Consider the following 20618-nt stretch of genomic DNA (forward strand, 5'->3'; position numbering starts at 1 on the left):
GGAAGATCCGGCGGACATGAATGTGCGACCCTGGCCGGTGGGTTGATGATGTGAAGCCCTGAAGGCCTGATGCGGTCCCTGCGCGGGCCGTTGTCCGGGCCAGATGGCACCTCTGGGCGCTGTCGGGGATCGGCCCCGGCACCCGGGGCCCGGCCCGGCTGCTTGCCTACGCAGAGCGAGCACCTCGTGCGTGCGTGGAACTTTTCGGCGGCCCCGGCCAAGAAGGCCCCTCGTGCCACCCGCAGCCACGCCGACAACGTGACAGCCAGGCCGGCAACGCATCCGACGGCTTGCCCCGCCCCGCTGATGACCTGGCCGTGGGCAGCCCGCCGAACCATCGTCGACGTCTGCCAGATCGCCACGACGGACCCGGTCGGGCTGTCTTTCATCACCCGTCCGGGCGCAGGCCGCGGGCGTCCAGCTGTTTCTGTTCGGCCGCTCGGTCAGATCGATCGCAGCCCGGCCGGCGTCACCGCTTCCACGGCCTGACGGAGATCGGTGACGCAGGTGGCCACGTCGCGGAGGGCCGTGTCGATCGTGAGGTGAGGGCGGTCCCAGGGTTCGTAGTCGCGGCCGACGATGGCGTCCCAGCCGGGTGGGACGAGGCCGGGGACGTCCACGGATCGATGTTCGGCGCGGTGGCGGTGCTGGGTCGTGTCGGTGCAGATGATCTCGGCTTCGAGGGCGCGGACCTGGGCTCGGGCGGCGACGTCTCGCCAGGCCTGGCGGGTGACGGCGAGCGGGTTGACTGACTCGGCGATCACGGTGAGTCCCTGGCGTAGGTGTTCCTCGGTCAGGGCGTAGGCCACGGCGTATCCGGCCACGCCCACGGGGTGGGTGGTCAGGCCGGAGCGGACGATGGCTTGTTCGACGGTGTCGACGCGCAGGTGGACGGCCTGGGTCTGCCGGGCGAGAGCCTGGGCCAGGGTGGTCTTTCCCGTCGCCGGCAGACCGCACAGGATGATGAGCATCATTCATCCTCCTGCACATCGGCCCCTGCGGGTGAGGGGAGTCCTTGGTGATCGCGCACAAGGTCTTGGCCATGGCGCGCACGGCATCGCAGGACCCGCAGGGGCAGGCCGGGGCGACCGGTGGGCGTGATCCCATCCAGATTAAATGGGAATGATTACCATTAGCCGACAAGAGGGCGAAGAAGCGACGAAGCCGCGTCCCACCGAGGGTGCGCGAGGCGAGGGTTGCCGAGTCCGCGGCCGGCCGACTGGAAGTGGATGCATCATGAGGGTTTCCGTTGATCAGGACCGGTGCGTGGGTGCCGGGCAGTGCGTGCGATGGGCGCCGGAGCATTTCGAACAGGACGAGGAGACCGGGATCATCCGGCCGTTCGAGGGAGAATTGACGATCAAGATGGGGACCGGGGTCGAGGGAGCAGTCCGGGCCTGTCCGTCCGGTGCCCTGCGGTTACGGACCTGAAGCGATGACAGAAGGGGGGCCGGCCGTGAAGGCCGGCCCCCCTTCTGCGGTCAAGGGCTACAGAACTCCTTCGTCCGCCTCCAGGTCGAGGTCGGCTCCCGAAACTTCGAGGTGGCGAGCCAGTCCGGCCAGGCTCGGGGTGGCGAACAGATCACGGGCCGACACCGGAACGCCGAAACGCTCGCGCACCGCGGCCACCAGACGCAACGCGGCCAGGCTGTCGCCACCGGCGGTGAAGAAGCCTTCGTCGGGATCGATCGCGGTCGTTCCGACGGCTTCTGCCCACAAGGGACTCAGCGCCTGCTCGCACGAGGTCAGCGCACGTCTCCCGTCCTGTGCGGTCCTGGTCTGCTGCCCGCTCTCGGTGCTGATGGCCAGGGCCAGGAGCGCGCCGCGGTCGACCTTGCCGTTCGTGGTGAGCGGCAGCGATTCCACCCGGGTGATCCGGGTCGGGACGGCGTGAGCCGGCAGTACGGCCAGCAGAGCATCGCGGATCTCCTGGACCTCGTCGGGGGAACCGCTACCGGACTCCAGCACGGCGTGGAGGGTTCGGCGGTTGCGGGCTCCGGGAGCCACGACCACGGCCCGGTTGACGCCGGGCAGGCTCTCCAGGGCGGCCTCCACCTCGCCCAGCTCCAGGCGGTGACCGTTGATCTTGACCTGGTGGTCGGTGCGGCCCAGGAACTCCAGGGTGCCGTCGGGCCAGAAACGGCCCAGGTCGCCCGTCCGGTAAAAGCGTTCGCCGCCCACCGGGACAAAGCGTTGAGCCGTGCGATCCGGATCGCCGCGGTAGCCCCGGGCGACACCGCGTCCGCCGATCCACAGTTCCCCGGGCACCTGGTCGGGAGAGTCCTGACCAGACGGGCCGACCACGCGGTAGTGCTGCCCGGTCAGTGCGAAACCGTACGGGATGGACGTCCACTGTCCCGGCACGTCGCGGACCTCGAAGGAGTTGGACCAGATGGCGGCCTCGGTGGCGCCGCCCAGGGCGATCAGCCGGGTGTGCGACGAGGTGGCGCGGCGCAGCCGGTCGGCCAGATCCAGGGGAACCCAGTCGCCGGAGACCAGGCCGAGGCGCAGGCTGCCCGGCAGTCCGCCGGTGCCCGCCTCGGTGATCAGGAGGTCCAGCAGGGCCGGCACGGTATTCCAGACGCTGACCCGGTGCGTCGTGAGGTGACTCAGCCAGCGAGCGGGGTGGCGGCGCGCCTCTTCCGAGGGGATGACCAGGGTGCCACCGGCGCCGAGCACCCCGAAGATGTCGAACACCGACAGGTCGAACTCGAGCGAGGACAGGGCCAGAACCCTGTCCTGGGGGCCAACTCCGTAACGAGTGATGATGTCGCGGCAGGTGTTGGCCGCCGCGTCGTGCGTCATCTCCACCCCCTTCGGCTCGCCGGTGGAGCCGGAGGTGAAGATGACGTAGGCCAGGTCGGAGGGACTGACCGGTACCGGTGGCACCGAAACATTCGAAACATTCGAAACCACCGATGCGGCAAGGTTCTCGGTGATCACCTGGGCAACGCCCGCCAGCCGGTACAGCCGGTCCCGGCGTGCGGGGGGTGATGCCACCGACACCGGGACGTAGGCAGCACCGGCGGCCAGCACCCCCAGAGTTGCGGCGATCTGCTGCGGACCCTTGGGCAGGGCCACCGCCACGAGATCGCCTCGCCGTACGCCCCGGCCGATCAGCAGACCGGCCCAGCGGCCGATGTCCTGAGCCAGTTGCCCGTAGGTGGTCACGGGCGCGCCGGGCTCATCGGCCGCGATCAGGGCGGGGTGATCCGGTGAGCGCCCGGCCCGTTCCAGGATCGGGGTCAGGAGAGTGGCGGGAGGACCGCCGGTGCCCGTGGCCGAGACCCGGTCGCGCACCTCACGCTGGGCGGTGGGCAGCAGGTCGGGCAGGGGTTCGTTCCAGTCGTTGCCCGCCAGCCAGGTCAGCAGCGAGAGGTAGGCCTCGAACATGGCGTCCAGAACGCCCTCGCGCAGGAGGCCCTGAGCGCTGTCCCAGGTGACCTGCAGTCCGCCGCGGGAGGGCAGCACCTGATTGTCCAGGCACACCTGCGGTGACTGCGAGAGTCCCCAGATCGGCTGGGGGAAGCCGGGGGAGCGGTCCATGCTCACGCCGTCGCCCACGCCGATCGCGCTGGTGAACACCACGGGTACGGGCTGGACATCGCCCTGGGCGGTGGCCAGCCGGCGAAGCAGCCAGGAGGCGGGCACCTGGCTGTGGTCCAGGTCCTCACCGGTTCGCCGGTGTACCGCACGCACCGCCGCGGCGAAGGTGGTCTGTGCGTCGCGCCGGTACCCGGCCGGTGCCAGGGTGGTGAAGTCACCCACCGTGCGGTCGATCTCGGGGTGCACGGGGCGCCGGTCGAAGCGGGTCAGCGTGACGGTGACCCCGGTGGTTGCGCTCCAGCGGGCCAGGACCTCACCGTAGGCCGCCAGGAGCAGCGACGGCACGGTCACCTTCGAGATCCGCGCCCGGTGCCGCAGAGCCGCCCAGGTCGCGGGAGGCAGGAGCCGCTGGCGTCGTTCGAACCGCAAGCCCGACGTGGTCGCGGGCTGCTGCAGCAGCGGCAGTTCGGGTGCCGGAGGCAGATCGGCCAGACGTCGTTCCCAGTGGGCCAGGTCGTCGGGGTGAGGTTCGGAGTCCGCCTGGGCCAGGACGTAGTCGCGGAACGAGGGCCCGACCGGGCCGAGGTCGGCGCCGGGGTCGGTGTACAGGGTGTCCAGCTCGGTCAGCACCCGCATGATCGACAGGGCGTCGAGGACGATGTAGTCGTAACCGATCCCCAGCCGGGTGCGGGTTCGCCCGTCCTGCCGGTACCGGACGGCGGCGATCTCCACCAGTGGTCCCCGCTCCAGGTCGACCAGGCGGTGCGACAGGCGTTCGCGCAGATCGGTCAGGGCCTGGCTCGGGTCGGTCTGGTCAGTGGCGTCGGCCACGTCAATCCGCACCGGTGCCGGCTGCTCGGGGATCCGCTGCTGTGCGTCCTCGATCACCGCGTGCAGCATGTCGTGGCGAGCGGCGACCGCGTCCCAGGCCGCCTGGAGGCGGTCCAGATCCACGTCGACACCGTCGAACTCGTTGTACTGCCAGGTGCCCACGCCGCCCAGTGGCATCTCGGGGTTGCGGCCGGTCAGGTAGGCCCGCTGCACATCGGTCAGAGGGAAGGGGGAGTGACGCTCGGCGGACCCGTCGCCGGAGCCCAGCACCAGCGTCGGTGCAGTTCCCGATGAAGCACCCAGGGCCAGGCCCCGGCAGAAGTCGGCCAGGCGCGGGCGGGAGAAGACGGCACCCAGGCCGGCTCCGCCGGCGCCCAGCCGGTTCAGGGCCACGAGCAGGCGGGTGGCCAGCAGCGAGTCGCCACCGAGGGCGAAGAAGTCGTCATCGCGGTGGACGGCGTCAAGACCCAGGACTTCCTGCCACGCGGTCGCGACGGTGCGCTCCAGGGGTGTTCTGGGTGCCTCCCCGGCGGGGGCTTCGGGGCCGGCCGTCAGCAGGAGGGTCCGGACGGCCTGACGATCCACCTTGCCGTTGCGGTTCAGGGGCAGGGCGTCGGTCGCGGTGAACCACGAGCAGCGCATGTGGGCAGGTAACCGCTCAGCCAGCCAATCGTCCAAAAGCAACGAATCATGGTGATGTACAACGACAACGAGGGCCGCCAGCTGTGTGCTCGCACCGGCCGGCACCGCCTGGACGGAGGCCGCGACCACTCCGGGGTGAGCCGTCAGCGCGGCCTCGACCTCGCCCAGTTCGATCCGGTGCCCGCTGACCTTGACCTGATGATCGGCCCGCCCGGCGAACTCGAGCCGGCCCCCGCTGCGCACCACGGCCAGGTCCCCGGTGCGGTACCAGCGTCGTCCGTCGCTCTCAACGAACCGCTCAGCTGTCCGTGAGGGATCACCACGGTAGCCGGCGGCCAGTCCGGCTCCACCCATCCACAGTTCGCCGACGACGTCGTCGGGCCGGTCGCGCCCCTCGTCATCGACGACCCGGCAGGCCACCCCGTCGAGCGGAACACCCCATGGCAGGCTGGGATTCGTCGCGTCCCGATGATCGGGAAACACGTCGAGGACGGTCGAATGGATGGCGGCCTCGGTCATTCCGCCGAGAGCGGCGAAACGGCAGGCGGGAGCGAGAACGTGCAGGCGAGTCGGTAGATCGCCGCTCACCCGGTCGCCACCCAGCAGCACGGTCCGCAACGGCAGAGGACTTCCCTGCGCGGCGCGGAGCAGGAGGTCGAACACGGCAGGCACGGTGTTCCAGACGGTGACGCCGTGCTGCCGGACGGCCCGGTGCCAGGCGACCGGGTCGGCCCGGTGTTCCTGCGGCAGGACGACCAAAGTTCCCCCGGCGCTCAGGAGCCCGAACACGTCGTACACCGAGAGGTCGAACTCCAGGGCCGAGACGGTCAGGACGCGGTCGTCCGGGCCGACACCGAAGTACCGGTTCAGGGCGTCGATGGTGTTCGCGGCCGCGGCGTGGGAGATCTCCACGCCCTTGGGCTCACCGGTGGATCCGGACGTGAACAGCACGTAGGCAATGTCGGAGGGTGCCGAACGAGCCGTCACCGGTGTCCCCGGGCGGCCGGTGCTCCCGGAAGCGACGAGCAGAGGACGCGCGCCCGCGGCGGTCACGTCGTCGATGTGGTCGGGGTCGGTGAGTGCCAGGTGCGCACCCGAGGCGGCGTGGATGCGGGCCCTGCGGACGGCCGGCTGGTCCACCCCGACGGGGACGTACGTGCACCCGGCCAGGAGGATGCCCAGCACCGCGATGACCTGTTCGGCCCCCTTGGGAAGGGTCACCACGACGCTGTCGCCGGGTTGTGCACCGGCCGCCAGGAGGTCCCGGGCGGTCTGCTGGGCGAGATCGTGCAGATCGCGGTAGGTCAGGGTGTTGTCGCCATGGATCAGCGCGGTTCGTAACGGGTGAAGTAGGGCGTGGTCGAGAAAGGGGGCCTGCAGTGTTCGGGGCGGATGGCGTCGTGAGGTGGCGTCGAGAGCCGGTCGTTGCGGCCGGGTCACCACGACGTCGGTGCACTGCCACGCTGCGGGATCCTCGGCCAGGGCCGTGACCAGCGTGCGGTAGGTCTCGAAGGCGGCGCGGGCCGGGCCCTCCCGCAGGGCGTCCAGCCGCACGTCCCAGTTCAGCAGCAGGCCACCCTCGTGCTCGGTGACCTGGGCGTCCAGCCAGACCTGCGGTCCTTGCGAGACCGTCCACACCGGCCGGCCGAAGCACTCGCGGACCTCGGGGCCGTAGATCTCGCCCAGGCCCACCGCGCTGGTGTAGACCACCGGCGCCAGCACCGGAGCGCCGTTCCGCCGGGCCAGGTCACGCAGAACCTCGACGCCGCCGTAACTTCCGTGCGCGACGGCGGCATGCAGATCGGCGCGCACCCGGGCCGCGCGCTGCGCGAACGGCCTGCTGCCGGAGACGTCGACACCCAGGAGCACCGAGGAGGAGAAGTCACCGACCAGCGACTCCATCTCGGCAACGATCGGCTGGCGCGCGAACAGCGGCAGGTTGAGCAGGAACCGGGGCTGCTCGCACCAGGCACCGATGCTCTCGGCGAAGGCGGTGGCCAGCGCGGCCGAGAGAGTGACGCCGTGGGCTGCGGCGGCCCGACCGAGGGCAGCCGTCGTCTCGGGACTGGCCCAGTGGTGGAACCGGACGCTGCGGGCCAGGTTTCCGGGGGCGCCGGCGTCCGGGCGCAGTGGTAGTCCCGGAGCGCCGGGCAGGTCGTCAGCACGCTCGGACCACCAGGCCCGATCCCGCTCGCGGGCCACGGCGTCAGTCGCCTCCCGGGCCCTCAGGTACTGCCGGTAGGTAGCTGGTGGCTGCGGTGCCGTCCAGGTGTCGTCGGTGTAGGCGCGGGCCAGGTCGGACACCAGGACGCGAAGGCTCAGGGCGTCGGCGGCGATCATGTCCAGGTCGATGTGCAGCCGCGTCTGTCCCTGCGGCAGCCGGCTGAGCTGAATATCGAGAACCTGACCGGCATCGACGTTCATCCGCCGGTGGGTCAGACGATCGCGCATCCGCTGCAGGACGTCACCGCGCTCGTCCGCAGTCAGGTGCTGCAGATCGTGCACGGTGATGTCGGCCCGTTCGGAGACCGCCGGGGGCTCGGTCCACTGCCGGCCCTCGGGGCTGACCCGCATCCGGAGCATGCTGTGGCGCCGGACGACGTTCCGGAACGCCGTCCGGAGCCGGTCGGGATCGACACCTTCGCCGTCGAGCTCGACGTAGAAGTGCGCCGCGACGCCTCCGTAGGGCTGTCCGTCCTGGCGGCCGACCCAATACGCGTGCTGCAGGGTGGCCAGGTCGAACAGCGAGCCGTCATCGGGGTCGCCCGGGGCGGGCCCCGGCGTGGTGGGGGTGGTGGCGCAGGACGCGTGGATCGCCTTGCGCCAGCCGGCGGGCGTGGGATTGCCGACGAGGTCGGAGAAACCTACGTCCAGCCCGGCCCGGCGCCATTGGCCCACCAGCCGGATCACGGTCAGGGAATCCAGGCCGACCTCGAAAAGGTCGGTGTCATCGGTCAGCTCGGCCGGATCGAGGTCCAGGGCGGCCGCCAGGGCGGTGACCGGATCCAGGGAGAGGGGGCTCATCGGTGGTGTCCCTTCGGAACGGATGTCAGAAGCGCTCGCAGGGCCTGCTTGTCGACCTTGCCGACGGGGGTGAGCGGCAGCCGGCTGATGCTGTGGACCTGCTGGGGTGCCTTGTAGGCCGCCAGACCGCGCTCGCGCAGGTGGGTCGCCAGGGCGCGCACGCTCGGTGCGGGACCGTCGTGGACGAGGACGGCCACCGCGGCTTCACCCCAGTCCTGGTCCGGGATGCCGACAATGGCTACCGCACGGATCCCGGGCAGGTCGAGCAGGTGGTCCTCGATCTCGATGGCGGCGTACTTCTCGCCACCCCGGTTGATCTGGTCCTTTACCCGGCCGACCACGACGACGTGCCCGGTCGGAAGCCGGCGCACCAGGTCTCCGGAGCGGTAGTAACCGTCGGGGGTGAAGGCCGGGTCGGGCACCGGGCCGTTGTAATAGGCGCTCAGGGTGTAAGGCCCGCGCACCAGCAGCTCACCGGCCTGCCCGTCCGGGACCGGTGCACCGGATGCGGGATCGACGATCAGCAGATCGTCTTCCGGGCAGCTGGGCCGGCCCTGGGTGGTGGCGATCAGTTCCGGCTCGTCGTCCAGTGCGGTGTAGCAGATCAGTCCTTCGGCCATGCCGTAGACCTGCTGGATCCTTGCTCCCAGAGCCGGTCCGGCGACGCGGGCCAGCTCGTCGGGCAGCCGGGCGCCACCGACCTGCACCACCCGCAGGGAATGCAGGGCCTCGGGCCAGGTCTGGGCCTCGGCGAGCCAGTGGGGTACGAGGGCTGGGGTGAGCGCGGTGTGGGTCACACCCTCGGTCTCGATCAGGGCGAAGGCGGTGGCCGGGCTGGGATCGGGCGCCAGGACGACGGTTCCGCCCGAGGCCAGGGTGCCCAGTACGCCGGGGCAGGCCAGAGTGAAGTTGAAGCCGATGGGCAGTACGGCCAGATAGACCGTGTCCGGACCGACGTCGGCCGCGGCTGCACCGAGTTCCGCAGTGAGCAGGTAGTCGGTGTGGCTTCGCGGGATGAGCTTCGGCCGGCCGGTGGTGCCACCGGAGATCAGCAGAAGGGCCAGGTCGCCGGGGGCCGGACCGTCGGGGTCGTCCGGATCGGGTCCCTCGACGGGCAGGAGCCGGCGACCCGGTCCGGGCGCGGGAACCGGGCCGTGATCGAGTTCTTCGTCCAGATCGGCCAGCGAGACCCGATGCGGTGTGCCGGCCTTCCCGGCGACGATGACCGTGGGTGGGGCCAGGCCCCTTTCCCGGAGGGTCCGGCCTACCTGGTCGGCCATCTCACGCAGGTCGAAGCTTCCCTGCCGATCGGCCACCACCAGTGCCGATGCTCCTGAAGTCGCTGCCAGATGGACGATCTCGTCCCGCCGGTGGGCCGGCATCGCATGCACCGGCACGGCTCCCAGGCGCTGCAGGCCGAACCACACCCGCAGAAAGTCGGCCCGGTTCGGTAGTTGCACCACGACCCGGTCGCCCCGGCGCAGCCCGATCCGGGCCAGACCTGCTGCTATTCGGTCGGCGGCGCCGTCCAGAGCGGCGAAGGTCAGCCTCTCCTGCGGGTCCACGACGGCGGTGCGGTGGGGCCAATGTCGCGCCCATCGGCGCAACTCGCCACTGAGAGTAGCGCTCTTCCATAGCTGTGAGTACCCGGAACTGATGGTGAAGAAATCGTTCACCGGGGCGGGGTCCGTCACGGTCTCTGCCGCCTCCCTCTGGCGTCATCGTGCTCAGCTGTGCTTGCATGAGGCTACCTGATTGTGAAAATCATTCTCAATTGGTAGGCGGCGTGAAAGTGCCGGACGTGACTCCCGGACCGATGTCCGGGCCGCCGGCCAGGTTTCTCGCGGCATGGCCGCGGGTGTGAAAGGACGGCATCCACGTGGGGCTTGACGAACTTGTGCGCGAACTCGACGAGGCCGGAGTGCGATTGTGGGTGGACGACGGGGCCCTGCGGTTCCGTGCCCCTCGCGGTGCCTTCGGCCAGAACCTCCGCGACCAGGTCGCGATGCATCGAGCGGCGCTGCTGGAGCGATGGGGTGCCTCGGGCGGTCTGGGTGGCGCGGACACGCTGCCCCGGGCCGTGCCGGATCCGGGTTCGGCCCATCGGCCCTTCCCGCTCACCGAGGTCCAGGTGGCCTACCTCGCCGGCCGCAGCGGGGCCTACGAGTACGGCGGGGTGTCCTGCTCGGCGTATGTCGAGATCAGGCACGCCGACCTCGATCCTGAGGCCGTACGCCAGGTCTGGACAGAACTGGTGCACCGGCACGGGGCCCTGCGCACCCTCGTCCACCCGGACGGGACGCAGCACGTGCTCGAACACGTTCCCGACCTGCCGATCGGCTACGACGACATCCGCGGGCAGGGCCCGGAGAGCTTCGAAAATGCCTTGACGGCGAACCGATCCCGGCTGGAAGGGCGCACGGCTGCGCCGGACCGGTGGCCACTGATCGACCTGCATGTCACCCGCGGTGACCAGGCGGCCGTCCTGCATCTGGGGATCGACCTCCTGATTGCTGACTACGCCGGTGTGCAGCAGCTCCTGGCCGAGTACCAGGCGCTGCTCGATCCGGATTCGGCCGCGGTCAGCGCCGGAGAGAGCTCCGAACTGACCTTTCGCGACTACCTCACCGCGCGGCGCTCGATCACCGACACGGCCCGTTACCAGCGCGATCGTGCCTACTGGGCCAGGCGGGCCCAGGCCTTGCCCGGCGCCCCTGAACTGCCCTTGGCCACCGGAGTTTCGCGCGACGAAGGCCCCGCGACGTTCAGCCGTCGGGAGCGCACGCTCTCGGCCGGCCAGCTGGCCGGACTCGAACGCCGTTCTCGGGCCCGGGGGCTGACGGTGTCGTCGGTCCTGATGACCGCCTACGCCCTGGCCATCGGCCGGTGGAGCCGTAAGCGCGCCTTCACCCTCACTGTTCCGACCTTCGGTCGCCTGCCGCTGCACGAGGACGTCGACCGGCTGATCGGCGACTTCACCACCATCGAACTGCTCGAAGTCGACCTGAGTGAGCGTCTCGATGTCACCGGCCACGCCCGGGCCGTGGCCGGGCGCCTGCTGGAAGACCTTGACCACGCGCTGTTCCCGGGCACCGAGGTAGCGGCCGAGGTGGCCCGGCGGACCGGCCGACGGCCACTGCTGCCGGTGGTCTTCACCAGCACGCTCGACCTGCCGGTTTCCCCTGCGCCGGAGACGGTCGAAACCGTTGTCGTGGAATATGTCTCCACCCGAACCCCTCAGGTCTGGATCGACTGCCAGACCGTGCGCCGCGGAACCGACCTGATCCTGTCCTGGGACGTGCGCGACGGTGTCCTGGCCCCGGGGGTCGCCGAGGACGCCTTCGCCGGCTTCGCCGATCTGGTGGCTTCCCTGGCCGGGGACGACACGGCCTGGGACCGGCGAACGCTCGCCGACCTTCCGGCCCACCAGGTGGCCCGGCGCGCCGAGATCAACGACACCGGGTCCTGGGTGCCGGATCGGCTCCTGCACGAAGACGTCCTCGCCCAGGCGGAACGCACACCCGACGCGGTGGCGATCGACGGCCCCGGCGGCGTTCTCACTTACGCGCAGCTGCTGAACCGGGCGCGTGCGGTCGCCTCTGCCCTGCGAGGGGTGCGACCCGGCGAACCGGTCGCCGTCTACGTGGACAAGAGCCCGGAGCAGATCACCGCAGTCCTCGGGGTCATGCTGGCCGGCGGTGCCTACCTGCCGGTGGAGATCAGCCAGCCGGCCGCCCGGCGGGCCGTGGTCCTGGACAGCGCACAGGTGCGCAGCGTGGTGACCTCCGCCCAGCTGGCTGCCCACGCCGACCCCGCCCGGGACGGGGTGCGCCGGGTCGTCGTGGTGGACGAACTGCCGGACCGTGCCGACGAGGTGACCTCCCCGGACGTCAGGCCCGACGACCTGGCCTACGTGATCTACACGTCCGGATCCACCGGCGTGCCCAAGGGCGTCATGATCAGCCACCGCGCAGCGCTGAACACTCTGGACGACGTCGCCGAGAGGGTCGGCCTGGGGGAGCAGGACGCCGTCCTGGGGCTGGCCGGACTGGGGTTCGACCTGTCGGTCTTCGACGTGTTCGCGGTGCTGGGACGAGGTGGCCGTCTGGTCCTGCCCGATCCCCAGCGCCGGGGGGACCCCTCGCACTGGGCTGAACTGGCTGTTCGGCATCAGGTTTCGATCTGGAACTCGGTGCCCGGCCAGATGCAGATGCTCGTCGACCACCTGCGGACCGACCCTGCCGCCGTCCCGGGCGCCCTGAGGGTGGCCCTGCTCAGCGGGGACTGGATCCCGGTCACCCTGCCGGACGCCGCCCGGGCCCTGATGCCCGGCCTGACCGTCGTCAGCCTGGGCGGAGCCACCGAGGCCGCGGTCTGGTCGATCTGGCACACCATCGGCGAGGTCGACCCGCGGCGGCCCAGCATTCCCTACGGAAAACCGCTCAGGAACCAGACCTTCCATGTCCTGGATCAGGATCTGGAACCGGTTCCGGACTGGTGTCCCGGCGAACTGCTCATCGGTGGCATCGGGGTGGCCCTGGGATACCTGGGTGATCCGCAGCGCACGGCCGAGCGCTTCGTCATCCACCCGGTCAGCGGCGAACGGCTCTACCGCACCGGTGATCTCGGTCGCTACCGGCCCGACGGGGAGATCGAGTTCCTGGGCCGTGAGGACACGCAGGTGAAGATCCGCGGATACCGGATCGAGCTGGCCGAGGTGGAGGCCGCGATGCTGGCCCACCCCGCGGTCGGTGCCGCCGCCGCGGTCGTGGAGACCGAACCCTCCGGCGCCCGGCACATCGTCGGGGTCGTCGAACCGGCCGTCCTGGATGCCTCGCCGGACCCCTGGAGCCAGGAGTACCCGCTGGCTCTCAGTGCAGCGAAGGAGGCTTCCACCGAAGCCCAGAACCGTATCGACGAGGACGCTTTCGCCGCCTTCCGCGACGCCCTCGCCGATGCTGCGGTGGCGGCCATGACCGCTCTGCTGCGCGAGCGCACGGCAGTGGGAACGAACAGCACGACCGAGGACGTCTGTGAGGCCGTGGGCGCGAGCCAACAGTCAGCGCCGGTGGTTCGGCGCTGGTTGCCCGCCCTCGCCGCGTCCGGGGTGCTCGCCCGGGCGGTGGACGGAACGTGGCGCTGGACCGACCCGGCCGCTTCCGGCGACGGCGACGGCGACGGGGGCTTCGGTTCCGCTGTGACGCGGCTGCAGTCGGCGGCGGGTCAGCTGGAGTACGGCTCGGACCTCGCGCGCATCGTCACGACCTGTATCGAGAATCTCGGCGGGCTGGTGGACGGCAGCGTGGACGTGCGGGAACTGCTTTTCCCCGGAGCCCGTCCCGAGCTCATGATGGGTGCGTACCGGGACAACCTCGCCGTCGCCCACCTTCACGATGCTCTCGGGGCGGCGCTGGGCGCCATCGCCGGCCGGCGCTCGGCGCCGCTGCGGGTGCTCGAGGTCGGTGGGGGCGTGGCCGGCACGACGACCCGGCTGGTTCCGGCCCTGGCGGCCGACCGCCCCGCGTACCTGTTCACCGATCCCGCGGCGTTCTTCGTCGCCGAGACGGCGGACCGGTTCCCCGAGCATCCCTGGGTCCGCGCCGCCCGCCTCGACCTGAGGAAAGACCCGGCCGGCCAGGGATTCGCGGCCAACAGCGCGGACGTCGTGGTGGCGGGCAACCACCTGCACGCCCTGCCCGACATCGACGCGGCGCTGCGCCACGTGCACAGCCTCCTGGCGCCCGGGGGGTGGATCGCGGTGATCGAGCAGACCCACGACGAGGACCCGGCGCTGCTGGTCTCCACCGAGTTCCTGGAAGCTGCTGCCGGTCCCGTCCATGACGCCCGCGCCACCCAGGGGCAGGCCTTCCTCACCGCTGCCCAGTGGCACACCGGTCTGGAGGCGGCCGGCTTCGAACTGCGCGGGGAACTGCCGGGTGCGGGGGAACCGCTGTACCCCACCGGGCAGCGGCTGATCCTGGCTCAGGCCAAGACCACGCGGGCTGTCGTGGAACCGCAGGCCCTGACCCGTGCCGTGTCGGACCGGTTGCCGTCCTACATGGTCCCCAGCCGCTGGACGGTCGTGGACCACCTGCCCCTGACCCGCAACGGCAAGGTCGACCGCACGGCTCTGACCGCACTGGTGGTCGCGGGATCGGCCGCCCCGTCGGCCGTCAGCGCGGGTGGCAGTCCGCAGGGTGCGCTGGAGAGCCAGCTGGCCGACCTGTGGGCCGAGCTGCTCGGCGTGGAAAAGGTCGGGCGGGAGGACGACTTCTTTGCCCTGGGCGGTGATTCGCTGCTGGTCGCCCGGCTGGTGGCGGCGCTGCGTGAGCGCGTGCCGGGCGTGGTCACGGCCGAGTGGGAGGTGGTGCTGCGGGAGATGCTGCGCCGTCCCACCGTCGCAGCGCTGGCGGCCTACCTGCGCGGCCTTTCGGGGGCGATGAAGGACGAGGTGGGCGCCACCGCGCAGAAACGGACGAACGCTGTGGTCGCGTTGCACGGTGATCCGGACGGGGCCGGACCGCTGACCGTGCTGGTGCACGCGGGCACGGGAACGGTCATGCCCTACCGGGCGCTGATCACCGAGATCCGGCGTCGCTCGGCCGGCACCGGGCACGTCGTGGGGGTGGAGGTGCCACACCTGCCGGACTTCCTGCAGGCCGATCCGGAAGGGCTGATCGAGGAGGTCTCGGCCCGCTACGTGAGGGAACTGGCTCCGCTGGCCCGCGGGCCCGTCCACGTCATCGGCTACTGCCTGGGTGGCCTGATCGCCACCGAGATCGCCCGGGGCCTGGCCGAGGCCGGGGCCGAGGTGGCCACCTTCACCGCGATCAGCAGTCACAGCCCGCGTTTCCGGCTGGACGACGAACTACTCAGCGAGTACTCGTTCGCGATCATGATGGGCATCGACCCGCAGGCCCTGGGGTTCCCGGCCGACGAGCTGCGCGTCGCCGCGGCCGCCGATGCCGCCCTGGTGGCGGGCGACGGCGTCATCGAGGAAGGAGCCTTCACCCGGCTGGGCGACGACTTCGCCGACGTGCGTGAGTGCTTCACCGAGCTGACGGCCCGGCCGAAGGCGGTGCGGGTGGAACGGATGTGCGAACTGGTCCCGGCCACGGCGGGCATGTACGAGCCCGAGCACATGGACCGCCTGCGTGAGACGTTCCGCCAGAGCGTCTTCGCCATCACGCGCTACCAGCCCGAGCCGTACGCCGGTGACATCACGTTCCTGCGCCACAGCGGCGCCTACCCCTTCCCGGGCAGCCGTGACGCGGTGACCCGGCACTGGTCCGACCTGTGCCTGGGTGACCTCAGCATCGTGGACGTTCCCGGTGACCACTTCACCTGCATCGACGTGGACCGTGCGGCCGGGCTGCTGGACTCGCTGATGGACATCACCGACGGGGCGGTGCTGCGATGAAGCCGATCGGAGTGCTGGGTGCTTCCGGCGCTGTGGGAGCCGCTGCCGTCGAGGCGCTGGTGCGTCTGCGGATCGGGCCCCTGAGGCTCGGCGCCCGCAATAGCGCCCAGGTAGCGAGGACCGCGCGGGAAGCCGGCCTCCGCGTCGTTGAAGGACCGTCCGGTGAGGAAGCCGTTGCCGAGGTGCTGGCGGTCGATGTCACCGACCAGCACCGGCTGCGGGAGTTCGTCCGTGGCTGCGTGGTGGTGCTGGACTGCACCGGGCCCAGTTATGAACTGGGAGAGGCGGTCCCGGTAGCGGCGCTGGCCGAGCAGGTGGCCTGTGTGCTGGTCACCGGGGAACAGCCGGTCCACGACGCCCTGCTGGCCCGCGGACCGGCACCGGTCCCCGTGGTGCTGTCGGCCGGGACGCTGCCCGGACTGTCCGGGCTGCTGCCGCGACTGCTGGCCGAGGCAGTCACGGGCCCGGACCCGAAGCCGACGGGGTCGGGGCCGGCCGGGCCCAGCGGTGACCAGAAGCATCCGGCTGTGGGTGCGAGCCTGGCGGTGTACACCGGTGGCCTGGAACGGGCGACCACGACCGTCGCGGCCGACCTGGTGCTCTCGCTCGGTGCTGCCGCCAGCGGAAACCTTTTCGGTGAGGCCGGTGCTGCGTGGCGCGAGGGTGCCCGGCGCTCGCGGGTCCTGACCGCGAACGAGGATGCCGAAGCACCGGGTTTCGAAGGTCGGGTCGGGATCCAGCCGTTCCTCAGCCGTGAGGCCGAGCGGGTGGCGGAGGCCCTGAACCTGCGCGACCTGGACTGGTATCACGTGCATCCGGGGGCCGCGGTCCGGGCCCGGCTGGCCACCCTGCCGGCCGCGCGGCACCGCGAGGTGCCGATGGAAGACCTGGTGGAGAGCATCCTGCGGGCTGCCGAGGTGGATCTCAGCGGTCGTAATCCTCACTACCGCATGGTCTTCGAGATCACCCGGACCGATGGCCGTCAGCAGTCGCTGCTGGTGCGCAGTCCCGACAGCTACCGGCTGACCGGGGCCGTAGGTGCCTGTGCGGTCGCGCAGATTCTCAGCGGAATGGTCCGCTCAGGTTTACATTTCGCCGATCGCGGCCTGGATCCCCGGACACTGATCGAGCACCTGCGGCTGGCCGACCCGGGTACCCGTATCGACATCGTCGACGGTGGCGCCGAGGACGAAGAGGGAGTGCTGTGACCGCGCGGGTCGTGGTCGTCGGCGGTGGCTTCGGGCGCATCCACGCCCGAGCGGTGGCTTCACGCCCCGACCGGTACCAGTTCGCAGGCGTCGCGGGACGAGGTGGTGCGGCATCCAGGGAACTGGCCGCCGTTCACGGTGTCCCGTACTTCGATCTGACGGACGGATGCGACGAGGCGGCCGAGGCCGCGGACGTGGCGTGTGTCGCGGTGGGCTCGGCCATCTCGGGTGGTGACGGCAGCGCTGTCGCCCAGAACTTTCTGGCCCGGAAGGTGCCCGTGCTCCAGGAACATCCGCTGCACCCGGACGAACTGCTGGCCTGCGCGCGGGTGGCCCGCGAGCACGGCGTGCAGCACCGGATGAACCTGCACTACCGGCACGTCCGTCCGGTCCGGGTTTTCATCGATGCGGCCCGGCGCCTGGCGCAGCGTTCCGAGATTCTGTTCGTGGACGCGGCCTCTCCGGTGCACGTGCTGCATCCACTCATCGACATCCTGGCGGCGGCGCTCGGTGGGGTCCGGCCGTGGTCCTGGAAGGATGTGGCGGGGTCGGGCCCCTTACGGTCGGTGACCGGCACGTTCGCCGGCGTCCCGGTGACGCTGCGCGTGCAGAACCAGCTCGATCCGCTCGACCGGGACAACCAGGCGCTGCTGTGGCACCGGATCGCGGTGGGTACGTCCGCCGGGGTGCTCACCCTCGCCGACACGCACGGCCCGGTGCTGTGGAGTCCTCGCTGGCATGCCGACCGGGACGAGCACCGGCGGCTGGTGACGGAAGGCCCGGGGGCTCAACGACTCGGGCAGTCCAGCACCACGGTGCTGCCCGGCACCGACGCCGTGGCCATGGCCGAGGTCCTGGCGGACCGGTGGCCGGAGGCCGTGGATCAGGCCTTGAGCGGTCTGCTGGCGGCTGAGGGCTCCGATCCGCTACGGCAGGCGCAACTCGATCTGTCCACCGCCAGGATCTGGAACGACGTGACCACGCATCTGGGCCCTCCGGAGAGGATCACTGCGCGGGCGCCGGTGAAGGTTGCGATCAGCGAACTGATGGACGATGTGGTCGCCGACGAAAGTGCCTCCGGTCAGCAGGAGGTTGCCGCATCGGGCTACTCCGTCGAGGCGGAGTTCTACGACCTGATCGCCGGGCGGCGGACGACGTCGGCGAGCGAGGTGGTCAAGGCCCTGGCCGGGATCCGGCCGGAGGACGGGCCGGTCGTCGAGATCGGGGCCGGCACCGGCATCCTCACCATGGCCGTGGCGAAGGCCTGGCCCGGGGTGCGCATCATCGCGGCGGAGCCGGATCCACTGATGCGGGCCGTGCTCACTTCCAAGGTGGTGCGGGACGCGGACCTGCGCGAGCGCGTGAGCGTGACCGATGGATCCGCTCCGGACCTGGAGTTGCCCGAGCGCATCGGGGCGGCCCTGGTCTGTGGGGTGGCCGGGCACCTGGAACCTGAAGCACGGCAGACGTTGTGGCGCCGGCTGAAGGAAAGGATCGTCCCCGGAGGGCCACTCGTCGTGGAGCTGCTGTCCGTCACCGCCGGGGCCCGGTTCAGCGACCTGCGGCTCGGGCAGGCCCGGATCGGTCAGGACGACGTGCAGTGGTCGTTGTCCGTGGCTCCGGGCCGAAACGGTGCCAGCCTGATGACGAGCAGCTGGCAGGTGTCGCGGGAGGGCTCGGTCCACCGGTCGGAAAGTGCCCATCACGTCTGGCGTCCGACCAGCCTTCGGGACATCGCCGCCGAGGCGGACCTGCCGCTGGTAACTCTCGTCGAGGGCGGCACGGAAGGTGCTGTACCGCTGGGGGTGCTGCGTTCGCCGCCCGACCCGGCCACCTCGTCCTCACTGTGATCGTCTCTGCCCGAACCAGCACTGAAGGAGCCATGACCACCACACCCGACCCCACCACCGCCGGCCTCGCTGATCAGCAGGTGCGTTGCCCGGTCACCGGGGCGTCCCTCGATGATTTTCCGTTCAGCCGCGAGCAGCCGTTCGCCCCACCGGCGCGCTACGCGCAGCTGCGGGAGAGTGATCCGGTGCCTCAGGTACGTATCCCCACCGGCAAGACCCCGCACCTGATCACGCGTTACGCCGATGTGCGGGCCGCTCTGGCGAATCCGGCGGTCAGCTCGGACGTGCGGATCCCGGCCTTCCCCGCCATGGGAGCAGGGGAGCAGGAGGCGGCCGCGCGGGCGCGTCCGTTCATCCGTACCGACCCGCCGGACCACACGAAGATCCGCCGTATGCTCGTGGCCGAGTTCACCATGCGTCGCACCGAGGCCCTGCGCCCGCGGATCCGGGCCACGGCCGAGCGCCGGCTGGATCGGATGGAGGAGACCGGTGCCCCGGCCGACCTGGTGGCCGACTACGCGAACGTGCTGTCGACCACGACGGTCCTGGAGCTGTTCGGTGCTCCGGCGCAGGACGTGGAGTTCTTCCGCGACGTCACCCGGGTCTCGGGTGGTCGTGACAGTACCGCCGCGGAAGTGAATGCCGCGCTGGGACGGTTGTTCGGCGTCCTCAATGCCCTCGTCGACGCGCGGCTGGCGAATCCGGGTGAGGACCTGCTCTCGGCCCTCGTGGCCCGCTATCTGGTGCCGGAACTGATCACCCGGCAGGAACTGCTCTCCACGGTGGGCATCACGATCGTGGCCGGGCGCGAGACCACCACCAGCATGATCACGCTCGGTGCGCTGTACCTCAGCCGGAACCCGGGCCTGCGCGAGCGGGTGCTGGCCGACCCGTCACTGTGGCCCTCGGTGATCGAGGAGCTGTTGCGGGTGCTGTCGGTGGCCGACACCATCCCGCTGCGCGTGGCCAAGGCCCCGGTCGAGCTCTCCGGCGGAACGGTGCCGGCCGGGGAGGGCATCATCGCGCTGCTGGGCGCGGCCAACCACGACCCGGACGAGTTCCCCGATCCCGGGCTGGTCGATCCCGACCGGGCCCAGAAGCATCACCTGGCGTTCGGGCACGGCATTCACCAGTGCCTGGGGCAGAACCTGGCCCGGGTCGAGCTGCACGAGGCCCTCTCGGCCCTGTTCACCCGGCTGCCGGGCCTGCGCGAGGCCGACCCGCAGGGATCCCTGGACGTGAAACCCGACTCCGCCACCTACGGCCTGGAATCACTGCGGGTGGCCTGGTGACCGGCTCGTGGGTGCGGCGATTTCGCGAGCGTCCCGCGGCAGCGGTGCGCCTGGTCTGCTTCCCGCACGCCGGAGGGGGTCCTTCGTCGTTCCGGGCCTGGGACACCCTGCTGCCGGACTCGGTGGAACTCCTGGTCGCGGGCTATCCCGGCCGCGAGGACCGCTTCGGTGAACCGGCCGCGGGCAGCCTGGACGAGATGGGCCAGGCCCTGGCCGAGGCTCTGGTGCCGGTCCTGGACCGGCCGTGGATCGCCTTCGGGCACAGCATGGGCACCATCGTCGCGTGCGAGACGCTCCGGCACCTGCGGGAACTGGGTGTCCCGGAGCCGACCTGGCTGTATCTGTCCGGCCGGCGGTCGCTCGACCGGGGCCTGGGTGGTGCGGTGCATCGGCAGGACGAGAACGGTCTGCGGGGCGAGCTCGAGCGTCTGGGGGGCACGCCGCCCGAGGTCCTGGACGATCCGGTGCTGCGGGCGGCGGTGCTGAACAGTGTGCGTGAGGACTACCGTCTGGTCGAGACCTACCGGCCGACTCCCGTGCCACCGCTGGACTGCCCGATCCGGGTCCTGGGCGGGACGGACGACCCGGAACTGCAGGGTCCGGACGATGACGGCGCCTTCGGCTGGACCCGCTTCACCACCGGCCCGGTCAGCACCCGGATGTTTCCCGGCGACCACTTCTATCTCGTGCCCCGGCGGCGGGACGTGGTGAACGACGTGCTGTCCGTGCTGGATCCGGCCCTGAGGAGTTTGCGCTCGGCCTGGCTGGACGCCCCGTGACGGCGCTGAACCAGGAGGTGAGCGCC

The 20618-nt window shown here is 70.9% G+C and carries 9 protein-coding genes; 6 read left to right on the forward strand and 3 right to left on the reverse strand.

Features of this window, described 5'->3' with window-relative positions:
• Window positions 1–443: 443 nt before the first annotated feature.
• Complete coding sequence (locus LR393_RS17785) at window positions 444–971, reverse strand: AAA family ATPase (RefSeq protein ID WP_345718657.1); 528 nt, start codon at window positions 969–971, stop codon at window positions 444–446.
• 265 nt (window positions 972–1236) lie between these two features.
• On the opposite strand from LR393_RS17785, the gene LR393_RS17790 reads away from it, so the two are divergent.
• Window positions 1237–1431 carry a ferredoxin gene (locus LR393_RS17790; protein WP_231485069.1) on the forward strand — a complete coding sequence of 65 codons (195 nt, stop codon included), beginning with the start codon at window positions 1237–1239 and terminating at the stop codon, window positions 1429–1431.
• 57 nt (window positions 1432–1488) lie between these two features.
• Here the strand turns inward: LR393_RS17790 and LR393_RS17795 are convergent, their stop codons facing one another.
• Window positions 1489–8043, reverse strand: a complete 6555-nt coding sequence (locus LR393_RS17795) for a non-ribosomal peptide synthetase (protein WP_231485070.1) — start codon at window positions 8041–8043, stop codon at window positions 1489–1491.
• Window positions 8040–9737 carry a (2,3-dihydroxybenzoyl)adenylate synthase gene (locus tag LR393_RS17800; RefSeq protein ID WP_231485071.1) on the reverse strand — a complete coding sequence of 566 codons (1698 nt, stop codon included), beginning with the start codon at window positions 9735–9737 and terminating at the stop codon, window positions 8040–8042. Before LR393_RS17800 ends, LR393_RS17795 begins: the two co-directional genes overlap by 4 nt.
• Window positions 9738–9922: 185 nt before the next feature.
• Here LR393_RS17800 and LR393_RS17805 point away from each other — a divergent pair, with 185 nt between their 5' ends.
• Genes LR393_RS17805 through LR393_RS17825 form a run of 5 tightly spaced genes read left to right on the forward strand, consistent with a single transcriptional unit; the run spans window position 9923 to window position 20592 of the window.
• The gene (locus LR393_RS17805; RefSeq protein ID WP_231485072.1) at window positions 9923–15463 is read left to right on the forward strand and encodes a non-ribosomal peptide synthetase; all 5541 of its coding nucleotides are present in this window, start codon (window positions 9923–9925) and stop codon (window positions 15461–15463) included.
• The gene (locus tag LR393_RS17810; RefSeq protein ID WP_231485073.1) at window positions 15460–16671 is read left to right on the forward strand and encodes a hypothetical protein; all 1212 of its coding nucleotides are present in this window, start codon (window positions 15460–15462) and stop codon (window positions 16669–16671) included. The genes LR393_RS17805 and LR393_RS17810 overlap by 4 nt, the downstream gene beginning before the upstream one ends.
• Window positions 16668–18521: a Gfo/Idh/MocA family oxidoreductase gene (locus LR393_RS17815; protein ID WP_231485074.1), complete on the forward strand. Its 1854-nt coding sequence runs from the start codon at window positions 16668–16670 to the stop codon at window positions 18519–18521. Before LR393_RS17810 ends, LR393_RS17815 begins: the two co-directional genes overlap by 4 nt.
• Window positions 18522–18553: 32 nt before the next feature.
• On the forward strand, window positions 18554–19813 hold the full coding sequence (locus tag LR393_RS35465; RefSeq protein ID WP_269327447.1) for a cytochrome P450: 1260 nt from the start codon (window positions 18554–18556) through the stop codon (window positions 19811–19813).
• Entirely contained in the window at window positions 19810–20592 is a 783-nt protein-coding gene (locus LR393_RS17825; protein ID WP_331282959.1) for a thioesterase II family protein, read from the forward strand. The genes LR393_RS35465 and LR393_RS17825 overlap by 4 nt, the downstream gene beginning before the upstream one ends.
• Window positions 20593–20618: the final 26 nt, after the last annotated feature.

The organism is Kineosporia mesophila (genome assembly GCF_021129235.1).
GTDB classification, from domain to species: Bacteria; Actinomycetota; Actinomycetes; order Actinomycetales; family Kineosporiaceae; genus Kineosporia; species Kineosporia mesophila.

What these genes read in the sequence shown, in the direction of transcription:
- LR393_RS17785 (WP_345718657.1), bottom strand. Translation starts at nt 971, where the DNA reads ATGCTCATCATCCTGTGCGGTCTGCCGGCGACGGGAAAGACCACCCTG.
- LR393_RS35465 (WP_269327447.1), top strand. Translation starts at nt 18,554, where the DNA reads ATGACCACCACACCCGACCCCACCACCGCCGGCCTCGCTGATCAGCAG.
- LR393_RS17810 (WP_231485073.1), top strand. Translation starts at nt 15,460, where the DNA reads ATGAAGCCGATCGGAGTGCTGGGTGCTTCCGGCGCTGTGGGAGCCGCT.
- LR393_RS17795 (WP_231485070.1), bottom strand. Translation starts at nt 8,043, where the DNA reads ATGAGCCCCCTCTCCCTGGATCCGGTCACCGCCCTGGCGGCCGCCCTG.
- LR393_RS17790 (WP_231485069.1), top strand. Translation starts at nt 1,237, where the DNA reads ATGAGGGTTTCCGTTGATCAGGACCGGTGCGTGGGTGCCGGGCAGTGC.